Origin of the sequence: Paenibacillus mucilaginosus 3016, from assembly GCF_000250655.1 — a bacterium.
Taxonomy (GTDB): Bacteria; Bacillota; Bacilli; order Paenibacillales; family NBRC-103111; genus Paenibacillus_G; species Paenibacillus_G mucilaginosus.
Genome location: NC_016935.1, coordinates 8,279,902 through 8,288,801, shown reverse-complemented (window position 1 = coordinate 8,288,801; position 8,900 = coordinate 8,279,902). Strand labels below are relative to the sequence as shown.

Here is an 8,900-nt window from a genome sequence, read left to right as displayed (position 1 = left end):
CTATGGCAAAGCAAAAGATTCGTATTCGTTTGAAGGCTTATGATCACAGAGTTCTGGATCAATCCGCAGAGAAAATCGTGGATACAGCCAAGCGTTCCGGTGCTGGAGTTTCTGGTCCGATCCCGCTTCCAACTGAGAAGCAGATCATTACCATTCTCCGTGCGGTACACAAGTACAAAGATTCGCGCGAGCAATTCGAGATGCGTACGCATAAGCGTTTGATCGATATCGTCAATCCGACGCCGCAAACCGTTGATGCTCTGATGCGTCTGGATCTGCCGTCCGGTGTGGACATCGAAATCAAACTGTAATATACAATGTGAATAACTAGAGCAAAGCAAGAGAGGAAAAGAGGTGTCAACGATGACTAAAGGTATCTTAGGTAAGAAACTTGGGATGACTCAAGTGTTTACTCCCGAAGGATTGGTTGTACCAGTAACAGTTGTTCAAGCAGGTCCTTGCACAGTGCTGCAAAAGAAGGATGTTGAGAACGACGGGTACGAGGCCATCCAAATCGGTTTTGCCGATAAGAAAGAACAAAACGCAAACAAACCGGAGTTGGGCCACGCTAAGAAAGCAGGCACAACACCTAAGCGCTACGTTAAAGAGCTTCGCGGTGTTGCGATTTCCGAGTACGAAGTTGGCCAGGAAATCAAAGCTGACGTGTTTGCTGAAGGTGAATTCGTTGATGTAACGGGTACTTCCAAAGGTAAAGGGTTCCAGGGTGTTATCAAGAGACATAACCAGTCCAGAGGTCCTATGGCTCACGGTTCCCGTTATCACCGCGGTCCAGGTTCGATGGGTTCCATCCAAGCGAACCGTGTACCAAAAGGTAAGAACCTGCCAGGTCACATGGGTTCCGAGACAGTTACGATTCAAGGTCTCGAAGTTGTTAAGATCGACGTTGAGCGTAACGTGCTTCTGATCAAAGGTTCCATTCCTGGTCCTAAGAACAGCTACGTTACCGTTAAATCGACGGTAAAAGCTTAAGATAGCAAGAAAGGAGGATAACACATGCCAAAAGTAGCGGTATTTAATGTGAGTGGTGCTCAAGTTGGTGAAGTGGAGCTGGCTGAATCGGTATTCGGCATCGAGCCTCATCTTCATGTCTTGAATGAAGCTGTCCTGATGCAGCGCGCATCCCTTCGTGCAGGTACGCACAAAACCAAAGGTCGTTCGGAAGTTCGCGGTGGTGGCCGTAAACCTTGGAAACAAAAAGGTACAGGTCGTGCGCGTCAAGGTTCCATCCGTTCCCCGCAATGGAAAGGCGGCGGTATCGTCTTCGGACCAACTCCGCGCAGCTACTCCTACAAACTGCCTAAGAAAGTTCGTCGTCTGGCGATCAAATCTGCGTTGTCTTCCAAGGTGAAGTCGAGCGAGATTATCGTTCTTGACCAGCTTCAAATGGCTGCTCCAAAGACAAAAGAATTTGCTGCAATCTTGAATAACCTTAAAGTGGATCGCAAGGCTCTGGTTGTAACGGCTGCTTACGAAGAGAACGTAGCACTCTCTGCACGTAACATTCCTGGCGTGAAGTTCGTTGTCGCTGAAGGAATCAACGTACTGGATGTTATGGTCTACGACAAGCTGATCATTACGAAGGACGCGGTGCAAAAGGTAGAGGAGGTGTTTGCGTAATGAAGAACCCTCGCGATATTATTAAGCGCCCGATCATTACCGAACGTTCCAGCGAAATGATGGCGGACAAGAAATACGTGTTCGAAGTTGACATCCGTTCCAACAAGACGGAAGTGAAACAAGCAATCGAGCAGATCTTCAAAGTGAAGGTTTCGAATGTTAACACGTTGAGAATGCCGGCGAAGCCGAAGCGTTATGGCCGTTACTCCGGTTATACTTCCGAATGGAAGAAAGCCATTGTAACCCTTAGTGCGGACAGCAAAGAACTGGAATTCTTTGAATCGGTATAAGTAACTTTCTAAAGTAAGGAGGGAATCCACGTGCCAATTAAAAAGTACAAACCAACGTCACCTGCGAGACGTGCGATGTCGGTTTCGACATTTGAAGAAATCACAACATCCACTCCGGAGAAATCGCTGCTTGCTCCTTTGAGCAAAAAGGCTGGACGTAACAACCAAGGTAAAATTACGGTTCGTCACCAAGGCGGCGGACACAAGCGTAAGTACCGGATCATCGACTTCAAGCGTAACAAAGATGGAATACCAGGTCGCGTTGCTACAATTGAGTACGACCCGAACCGTTCCGCTAACATCGCTCTGATCCACTATGTGGATGGCGAGAAGCGTTACATCATCGCTCCTAAAGGTCTGAAAGTGGACGATCAAGTAGTATCCGGCCCAACGGCTGATATTAAGGTCGGCAACGCTCTTCCGATGGAGAACATCCCTGTCGGTACGGTTATCCACAACATCGAGCTGAAGCCAGGCAAAGGCGGCCAACTGGTTCGCGCAGCCGGTACGGAAGCTCAACTGCTCGGTAAAGAAGATCAGTACGTTATCGTACGTCTTTCCTCCGGCGAAATGAGAAGAATCCTGAAAGTTTGCCGCGCAACCGTTGGTTCCGTTGGTAACGAGGATTATGAGCTTATCAAAATCGGTAAAGCTGGCCGTTCCCGCTGGCTCGGACAAAGACCGGAAGTTCGTGGTTCCGTCATGAACCCTAACGATCACCCGCACGGTGGTGGTGAAGGCCGTTCCCCGATCGGACGCAAATCTCCAATGTCTCCTTGGGGCAAGCCGACGCTCGGTTACAAGACACGCAAGAAGAACAAAGCTTCGAATCAGTACATTATTCGTCGCCGCACGAAGTAATACGATTTACGCTTTGCTTAAAGAAGGGAGGAACAACGCATGGGTCGCAGTTTGAAAAAAGGTCCTTTTATCGATGGCTACCTTCTGAAGAAGGTTGAAGACATGAACGAAGCTTCCAAGAAGCAGGTTATCAAAACTTGGTCTCGCCGTTCCACGATTTTCCCGCAATTCATCGGCCACACTTTCGCTGTTTATGATGGTAGAAAGCACGTGCCGGTATACGTGACGGAAGATATGGTCGGACATAAGCTTGGTGAATTCGCTCCAACCCGTACTTACAAAGGTCACACGGATTCGGACAAGAAAACGGGCAAGCGTTAATTTTTGAACGGGAATCACATGATTTCGTAATTGAGAGGAGGTACTTCCATGCAACAAGCTAAGGCTATTGCTAGATATGTTCGTATTGCTCCCCGTAAGGCTCAACTCGTAGTTGATCTGATCCGCGGCAAGCAAGTGGGTGAGGCTATCGCAATCCTGCGTCACACTCCGAAGTCGGCTTCCCCGATCGTTGAGAAGCTGCTGAACTCGGCTATCGCGAATGCAGAGCATAACTACTCCCTGGATGTAAACAATCTGGTTGTAACTACTGCTACTGTAGACCAAGGGCCAACATTGAAAAGATTCCGTCCTCGTGCGATGGGTCGTGCGAGCCGTATCAATAAACGTACCAGCCACATCACTTTAGTGGTATCTGAGAAATAAGGAGGGACAACGTGTGGGTCAAAAAGTAAACCCGGTGGGACTTCGTATCGGTATCATCCGTGACTGGGAGTCCAAATGGTATGCCGGCAAAGATTTCGGCGATCTGCTGATGGAAGACGTAAAGATCCGTGAATATCTGAAGCAAAAATTGAAAGAATCTGCCGTTTCCCGTATTGAAATCGAGCGTGCAGCTAACCGCGTGAACGTTACGATTCATACTGCGAAGCCAGGTATGGTAATTGGTAAAGGCGGTTCCGAAGTTGAAGTAATCCGCGGCTACCTCTCCAAGCTGACTAACGGCAAAAAGGTTCACATCAACATCTCTGAAGTAAAGAACCCTGAACTGGACGCGATTCTGGTTGCAGAAAGCATTGCACAACAACTGGAGCGTCGCGTATCGTTCCGTCGTGCACTGAAGCAATCGATCCAAAGAACGATTCGTTCCGGCGCAAAAGGGATCAAAACATCGGTTAGCGGTCGTCTGGGCGGTGCTGAAATCGCCAGAACGGAAGGATACAGCGAGGGTACGGTACCTCTTCATACTCTTCGTGCGGATATCGACTACGGTACTGCAGAAGCTCATACAACCTATGGTCGTATCGGCGTAAAAGTATGGATCTACCGTGGCGAAGTTCTTCCAACGGCTAAGAAAAAGGCTGCTGCGGAAGGAGGCAACTAATCATGTTAGTTCCTAAACGTGTAAAACACCGTAAAGAGCACCGCGGCAATATGCGCGGTCGTGCAAAAGGTGGCGCTGAGGTTCATTTCGGTGAGTTCGGTCTCCAGGCAATGGAACCGGCATGGGTAACCAACCGTCAAATCGAAGCGGCTCGTGTTGCTATGACACGTTACATGAAGCGTGGCGGTAAAGTTTGGATTAGAATTTTCCCTCAAAAGTCATACACTGCAAAAGGTGTAGGTGTACGTATGGGTTCTGGTAAAGGTGCACCTGCAGGTTGGGTAGCTGTAGTTAAGAGAGAAAAGATTATGTTTGAAATTGGTGGTGTTGATGAAGCAACTGCTCGTGAAGCTTTGAGACTTGCTTCAACTAAGTTACCAATTAAGACTAAGTTTGTAACTAGAAGTTCGGATGTAGGTGGTGAAGCAAATGAAGGCTAGTGAATTTCGCAACCTAACCACTGCTGAGATCGAACAAAAGATTGCCGGATTTAAAGAGCAGCTCTTTAACCTCCGTTTTCAACTGGCTACCGGTCAACTGGATAATCCCGTACAAATTCAGAAAGTCCGCAAAGAGATTGCCCGGGCAAAAACTGTTTTGCGTGAAAGAGAATTGGGAATCACTAGTTAATGAATGAGAGAGGAGGATCTCACATGGCTGAACGCAACGAGCGTAAGACGCAGCTGGGCAAAGTCGTTAGCGACAAGATGGATAAAACCATCGTTGTAGCTGTAGAAACTTACAAAAAACACGACCTCTACCACAAGCGTATTAAATATACGAAGAAATTCAAAGCACATGATGAGAACAACGAAGCTAAGATTGGTGACGTTGTGAAAATCATGGAAACTCGTCCGCTCTCCAAGGATAAGCGTTGGAGACTGGTTGAAGTGGTCGAAAAAGCGGTTATCGTTTAATATAAAGGTTCGGTAAATCAAGGCCGGAAGGAGGAAATACACAATGATTCAACCATTTACACGCTTGAACGTAGCTGATAACTCCGGTGCTAAATCGCTCATGTGTATCCGAGTGTTGGGTGGTACGGGTCGTCGTACAGCTAACATCGGCGACTTGATCGTTTGCTCCGTGAAAGAAGCAACACCAGGTGGCGTTGTCAAAAAGGGTGATGTAGTGAAGGCTGTTGTTGTCCGTACGAGACGCGGTGCTCGCCGGAAAGACGGTTCTTACATCACATTCGACGAGAATGCAGCTGTAATCGTTAAAGAAGATAAGAGCCCACGCGGTACACGGATCTTCGGACCAGTTGCTCGCGAACTTCGTGACAGAGACTTCATGAAGATCGTATCTCTTGCTCCGGAAGTTATCTAATATCAGCAGTGAACGTCTTGTTCAGGAGGTGGAACCACAATGCCAAAGCAACCGAAAAAACTCGAGTCCCATAACAATAAACTGCACGTGAAAAAAGAGGATACGGTTATCGTGATCACGGGTAAGGACAAAGGGAAAAAGGGCCGCGTAATCGCAGCTTTCCCTCGTGAAAACCGTGTGCTGGTAGAAGGCGTGAACATGATCAAGAAGCATGCGAAGCCTTCGCAGCAGAATCCACAAGGCGGCATCCTTAACCAGGAAGCTCCTATCCACGTATCCAACGTTATGCTGGTTGATCCTAAGAGCGGCCAACCAACTCGCGTAGGCTACAAAGTGCTTGAGAACGGTAAGAAAGTCCGCGTCGCGAAGAAATCCGGCGAGGTTATCGATTAATCGTAAAGGTAAGAAAGGAGGTACTCGGATTCATGACTGCAAGAATGAAAGAACGTTTCCTTAACGAAATCACTCCTGCTCTGATGCAGAAGTTTAACTATTCTACGGTTATGCAGGTTCCTAAGATCGAAAAGGTAGTTATCAACATGGGTGTGGGCGAGGCTGTCTCGAACTCCAAAGTGCTTGATACTGCTGTGTCCGACCTGCAGCTGATCGCCGGTCAAAAGCCGGTTATCACGAGAGCAAAGAAATCCATCGCTGGTTTCAAACTTCGTGAGAACATGCCGATCGGTGTGAAAGTAACGCTCCGCGGCGAGCGCATGTATCACTTCCTCGACAAGCTGTTCAATGTTGCACTGCCACGCGTACGTGACTTCCGTGGTGTATCGAACAAAGCGTTCGACGGCCGCGGTAACTACACGCTCGGTCTGAAAGAACAACTCATTTTCCCTGAAATTGAGTATGATAAAGTGGATAAAGTTCGTGGTATGGATATCGTAATCGTAACTACGGCTAAATCGGACGAAGAGTCCCGTGAATTGCTCACGCAGCTCGGCATGCCGTTCACTAAATAATAAGTAGAAACGAGCAGTTTCTTACGGAAACTTTGGAGGTGTAAACTGAAGTGGCAAAAACTTCGATGAAGATTAAGCAGCAGCGTCCTCCGAAATTCAAAGTGCAGGCATACACTCGCTGCGAGCGCTGCGGCCGTCCCCATTCCGTACTCCGGAAATTCAAAATTTGCAGAATTTGTTTCCGCGAATTGGCATACAAAGGCCAGATTCCTGGCGTGAAAAAAGCAAGCTGGTAAAACTCAAAGTTTCGGGAAGGAGGTTTACAACACATGGTTATGTCCGATCCAATTGCAGATATGCTTACACGCATTCGTAACGCTAACGTTGTTCGTCATGAGACTGTTGAAATTCCGGCTTCGAAGGTCAAGCGCGAAATCGCTGAGATCCTCAAGAAGGAAGGCTTCATCCGTGACGCTGAATATATCGAAGACAGCAAGCAAGGCATCATCCGCTTGTTCCTGAAATACGGCCCGAACCAAGAGCGTGTCATTACTGGTCTGAAAAGAATCAGTAAGCCAGGTCTTCGCGTTTACGCTAAAAGCCAGGAAGTGCCTCGCGTACTCGGCGGTCTCGGAATCGCAATTCTGTCTACATCCAAAGGGGTTATGACAGACAAGGAAGCTCGTCAAACTAAAGCCGGCGGAGAAGTTATCTGCTACGTCTGGTAATACCGATTTAGAAAGAACGGAGGTGCAAACATGTCCCGTATTGGTCGCAAACCGATCACGATCCCAAGCGGAGTAAACGTGACTCTTGACAATACAGTAATTACGGTTAAAGGCCCGAAAGGTACCCTGACCCGTGAGCTTCACAAAGATATGAAGATCAGCGTTGAGGACAATGTCCTGACAGTAGAGCGCCCTTCTGACAACAAGCTGCATCGCTCCCTGCACGGTACGACACGCAGTGTTGTACAAAACATGGTTAGCGGTGTAACGGATGGTTTCGCAAAGAACCTTGAGCTGGTTGGCGTAGGTTACCGTGCTAACAAAACTGGCGACAAGCTGGTTCTGAACGTAGGGTACTCCCACCCGGTTGAAATCACACCTGAGAATGGTGTAGAGTTCGAAGTTCCTTCGAACACGAAGATCATCGTTAAAGGCATCGATAAAGAAGCCGTTGGCGCGATCGCTGCAAAGATTCGTTCCGTTCGTGAACCAGAGCCATACAAAGGCAAAGGTATCAAGTACGAAGGCGAGCGTATCATTCGCAAAGAAGGTAAGGCTGGTAAGAAGAAGTAAGGTGGCCTAGGCTTACGGCCTAGCCCCGAAGCTTCTGACCGAACTCGAAAGGAGTGAAACTCGAATGATTACTAAGGCGGACAAAAACAAGGCGCGTCTGAAAAGACATCTTCGCGTTCGTAAGAAAATTCAAGGAACGGCTGAGCGTCCTCGTCTGAACATTTTCCGTTCCTCTAAACATATGTACGCTCAACTGATTGACGATGTGAAGGGTGTAACCATCGCTTCCGCATCCACTCAGGACAAGGAACTGAAAGCCGAAATCGGTAACGGTGGCAACGCTGAGGCAGCAACGAAAGTCGGTGCCCTGATTGCTGAGCGTGCCAAAGCAGCAGGCGTAGTTCAAGTCGTATTCGACCGCGGCGGTTACCTGTACCACGGACGTGTTAAGGCTCTGGCTGACGCTGCTCGCGAAGCTGGTCTTGAATTCTAATTCAAATTTACACATAAGGAGGTAAAGCACTTGCGTATTGATCCCAATACTTTAGAATTGTCTGAAAAAGTGGTGCAGATCAACCGCGTTGCTAAAGTTGTAAAAGGCGGACGCCGTTTCAGCTTTAGCGCTCTTGTGGTTGTTGGCGACGGCAACGGTTGGGTAGGCGCTGGAATCGGTAAAGCTTCTGAAGTACCTGATGCGATCCGCAAAGGTATCGAAGATGCAAAGAAAAACCTGATTCACGTTCCTATCGTCGGAACTACTATTCCTCACCTGGTAACAGGTAAATTTGGCGCAGGTCAAGTTCTTCTGAAGCCTGCATCCAAAGGTACTGGAGTAATTGCCGGCGGCCCTGTTCGTGCGGTACTTGAACTGGCTGGCGTAGGTGATATTCTGACGAAATCCCTGGGTTCTTCCAACTCCATGAACATGGTTAACGCGACTCTCGAAGGCCTTCAGCGCCTGAAGCGTGCGGAAGACGTTGCTAAGCTTCGCGGAAAAACCGTTGAAGAACTCTTAGGTTAGGAGGGATACCATGGCTAAGCAATTGCAAATTACCCTCAAGCGCAGCCTGATCGGTCGTCCTGAAACGCAGCGTCGTACTGTTGCCGCTCTTGGACTCCGCAAGCTGCATCAAACGGTAACACAAGCAGACAATGCTGCTATCCGCGGCATGGTTAACCAAGTGACTCACTTGGTAGAAGTTAAAGAAATCGAAGCGTAAAGCTTTACCATATAGCTAGAGGAGGTGCA

Annotated in this window: 20 protein-coding genes; all 20 read left to right on the top strand. The window is 48.3% G+C overall.

The features are described from left to right. The first annotated feature begins 2 nt into the window (after positions 1 to 2). The 20 genes from rpsJ to rpmD all read left to right on the top strand — a co-directional run bounded on the left by rpsJ (position 3) and on the right by rpmD (position 8,871). On the top strand, positions 3 to 311 hold the full coding sequence (gene rpsJ / locus PM3016_RS34640) for a 30S ribosomal protein S10 (RefSeq protein ID WP_013921163.1): 309 nt from the start codon (positions 3 to 5) through the stop codon (positions 309 to 311). Between the two features lie 52 nt (positions 312 to 363). After that, positions 364 to 990, top strand: a complete 627-nt coding sequence (gene rplC, locus PM3016_RS34635) for a 50S ribosomal protein L3 (protein WP_013921162.1) — start codon at positions 364 to 366, stop codon at positions 988 to 990. A gap of 24 nt (positions 991 to 1,014) precedes the next feature. Beyond that, positions 1,015 to 1,638 (top strand): 50S ribosomal protein L4, encoded by a 624-nt coding sequence (gene rplD / locus PM3016_RS34630; RefSeq protein ID WP_014372562.1) that lies wholly within the window; start codon positions 1,015 to 1,017, stop codon positions 1,636 to 1,638. Further along, positions 1,638 to 1,928 carry a 50S ribosomal protein L23 gene (gene rplW / locus PM3016_RS34625; protein ID WP_013921159.1) on the top strand — a complete coding sequence of 97 codons (291 nt, stop codon included), beginning with the start codon at positions 1,638 to 1,640 and terminating at the stop codon, positions 1,926 to 1,928. The genes rplD and rplW overlap by 1 nt, the downstream gene beginning before the upstream one ends. A 30-nt stretch (positions 1,929 to 1,958) precedes the next feature. Then, positions 1,959 to 2,789 (top strand): 50S ribosomal protein L2, encoded by an 831-nt coding sequence (rplB, locus tag PM3016_RS34620; RefSeq protein ID WP_014372561.1) that lies wholly within the window; start codon positions 1,959 to 1,961, stop codon positions 2,787 to 2,789. Between the two features lie 39 nt (positions 2,790 to 2,828). Beyond that, entirely contained in the window at positions 2,829 to 3,110 is a 282-nt protein-coding gene (gene rpsS, locus PM3016_RS34615; protein ID WP_013921157.1) for a 30S ribosomal protein S19, read from the top strand. A 48-nt stretch (positions 3,111 to 3,158) separates the two neighbouring features. After that, positions 3,159 to 3,494, top strand: coding sequence for a 50S ribosomal protein L22 (gene rplV, locus PM3016_RS34610; protein WP_013921156.1), 336 nt, complete (start codon positions 3,159 to 3,161; stop codon positions 3,492 to 3,494). A gap of 13 nt (positions 3,495 to 3,507) precedes the next feature. Continuing rightward, a complete protein-coding gene (rpsC, locus tag PM3016_RS34605) occupies positions 3,508 to 4,173 on the top strand; it encodes a 30S ribosomal protein S3 (protein WP_013921155.1) in 666 nt (221 codons plus the stop codon). A gap of 2 nt (positions 4,174 to 4,175) precedes the next feature. Further along, on the top strand, positions 4,176 to 4,613 hold the full coding sequence (rplP, locus tag PM3016_RS34600) for a 50S ribosomal protein L16 (RefSeq protein ID WP_041619350.1): 438 nt from the start codon (positions 4,176 to 4,178) through the stop codon (positions 4,611 to 4,613). Then, positions 4,603 to 4,803 (top strand): 50S ribosomal protein L29, encoded by a 201-nt coding sequence (rpmC, locus tag PM3016_RS34595; protein ID WP_013921153.1) that lies wholly within the window; start codon positions 4,603 to 4,605, stop codon positions 4,801 to 4,803. The genes rplP and rpmC overlap by 11 nt, the downstream gene beginning before the upstream one ends. 23 nt (positions 4,804 to 4,826) lie before the next feature. Beyond that, positions 4,827 to 5,090, top strand: a complete 264-nt coding sequence (gene rpsQ, locus PM3016_RS34590) for a 30S ribosomal protein S17 (RefSeq protein ID WP_013921152.1) — start codon at positions 4,827 to 4,829, stop codon at positions 5,088 to 5,090. A gap of 43 nt (positions 5,091 to 5,133) precedes the next feature. Further along, positions 5,134 to 5,502, top strand: a complete 369-nt coding sequence (rplN, locus tag PM3016_RS34585; RefSeq protein ID WP_013921151.1) for a 50S ribosomal protein L14 — start codon at positions 5,134 to 5,136, stop codon at positions 5,500 to 5,502. Positions 5,503 to 5,541: 39 nt separating this feature from the next. After that, positions 5,542 to 5,895, top strand: coding sequence for a 50S ribosomal protein L24 (gene rplX / locus PM3016_RS34580; RefSeq protein ID WP_013921150.1), 354 nt, complete (start codon positions 5,542 to 5,544; stop codon positions 5,893 to 5,895). Between the two features lie 32 nt (positions 5,896 to 5,927). Further along, complete coding sequence (gene rplE, locus PM3016_RS34575; RefSeq protein ID WP_013921149.1) at positions 5,928 to 6,470, top strand: 50S ribosomal protein L5; 543 nt, start codon at positions 5,928 to 5,930, stop codon at positions 6,468 to 6,470. 50 nt (positions 6,471 to 6,520) lie between these two features. Then, positions 6,521 to 6,706: a type Z 30S ribosomal protein S14 gene (locus PM3016_RS37770; RefSeq protein WP_010498863.1), complete on the top strand. Its 186-nt coding sequence runs from the start codon at positions 6,521 to 6,523 to the stop codon at positions 6,704 to 6,706. Between the two features lie 33 nt (positions 6,707 to 6,739). Beyond that, on the top strand, positions 6,740 to 7,138 hold the full coding sequence (gene rpsH / locus PM3016_RS34570) for a 30S ribosomal protein S8 (protein WP_013921148.1): 399 nt from the start codon (positions 6,740 to 6,742) through the stop codon (positions 7,136 to 7,138). Between the two features lie 30 nt (positions 7,139 to 7,168). Continuing rightward, the gene (gene rplF / locus PM3016_RS34565) at positions 7,169 to 7,711 is read left to right on the top strand and encodes a 50S ribosomal protein L6 (protein WP_014372560.1); all 543 of its coding nucleotides are present in this window, start codon (positions 7,169 to 7,171) and stop codon (positions 7,709 to 7,711) included. 64 nt (positions 7,712 to 7,775) lie between these two features. Beyond that, on the top strand, positions 7,776 to 8,144 hold the full coding sequence (gene rplR / locus PM3016_RS34560) for a 50S ribosomal protein L18 (protein WP_013921145.1): 369 nt from the start codon (positions 7,776 to 7,778) through the stop codon (positions 8,142 to 8,144). Between the two features lie 30 nt (positions 8,145 to 8,174). After that, on the top strand, positions 8,175 to 8,672 hold the full coding sequence (gene rpsE, locus PM3016_RS34555) for a 30S ribosomal protein S5 (RefSeq protein ID WP_013921144.1): 498 nt from the start codon (positions 8,175 to 8,177) through the stop codon (positions 8,670 to 8,672). A 10-nt stretch (positions 8,673 to 8,682) separates the two neighbouring features. Next, entirely contained in the window at positions 8,683 to 8,871 is a 189-nt protein-coding gene (rpmD, locus tag PM3016_RS34550; protein ID WP_014372559.1) for a 50S ribosomal protein L30, read from the top strand. Positions 8,872 to 8,900: the final 29 nt, after the last annotated feature.

What these genes read in the sequence shown, in the direction of transcription:
- rplP (WP_041619350.1), top strand. Translation starts at nt 4,176, where the DNA reads ATGTTAGTTCCTAAACGTGTAAAACACCGTAAAGAGCACCGCGGCAAT.
- rplX (WP_013921150.1), top strand. Translation starts at nt 5,542, where the DNA reads ATGCCAAAGCAACCGAAAAAACTCGAGTCCCATAACAATAAACTGCAC.
- rpmC (WP_013921153.1), top strand. Translation starts at nt 4,603, where the DNA reads ATGAAGGCTAGTGAATTTCGCAACCTAACCACTGCTGAGATCGAACAA.
- rplD (WP_014372562.1), top strand. Translation starts at nt 1,015, where the DNA reads ATGCCAAAAGTAGCGGTATTTAATGTGAGTGGTGCTCAAGTTGGTGAA.
- rpmD (WP_014372559.1), top strand. Translation starts at nt 8,683, where the DNA reads ATGGCTAAGCAATTGCAAATTACCCTCAAGCGCAGCCTGATCGGTCGT.
- rplC (WP_013921162.1), top strand. Translation starts at nt 364, where the DNA reads ATGACTAAAGGTATCTTAGGTAAGAAACTTGGGATGACTCAAGTGTTT.
- rpsS (WP_013921157.1), top strand. Translation starts at nt 2,829, where the DNA reads ATGGGTCGCAGTTTGAAAAAAGGTCCTTTTATCGATGGCTACCTTCTG.
- rpsQ (WP_013921152.1), top strand. Translation starts at nt 4,827, where the DNA reads ATGGCTGAACGCAACGAGCGTAAGACGCAGCTGGGCAAAGTCGTTAGC.
- rplW (WP_013921159.1), top strand. Translation starts at nt 1,638, where the DNA reads ATGAAGAACCCTCGCGATATTATTAAGCGCCCGATCATTACCGAACGT.
- rplF (WP_014372560.1), top strand. Translation starts at nt 7,169, where the DNA reads ATGTCCCGTATTGGTCGCAAACCGATCACGATCCCAAGCGGAGTAAAC.
- rplE (WP_013921149.1), top strand. Translation starts at nt 5,928, where the DNA reads ATGACTGCAAGAATGAAAGAACGTTTCCTTAACGAAATCACTCCTGCT.
- rpsJ (WP_013921163.1), top strand. Translation starts at nt 3, where the DNA reads ATGGCAAAGCAAAAGATTCGTATTCGTTTGAAGGCTTATGATCACAGA.
- rplR (WP_013921145.1), top strand. Translation starts at nt 7,776, where the DNA reads ATGATTACTAAGGCGGACAAAAACAAGGCGCGTCTGAAAAGACATCTT.
- rplV (WP_013921156.1), top strand. Translation starts at nt 3,159, where the DNA reads ATGCAACAAGCTAAGGCTATTGCTAGATATGTTCGTATTGCTCCCCGT.
- rplN (WP_013921151.1), top strand. Translation starts at nt 5,134, where the DNA reads ATGATTCAACCATTTACACGCTTGAACGTAGCTGATAACTCCGGTGCT.
- rpsH (WP_013921148.1), top strand. Translation starts at nt 6,740, where the DNA reads ATGGTTATGTCCGATCCAATTGCAGATATGCTTACACGCATTCGTAAC.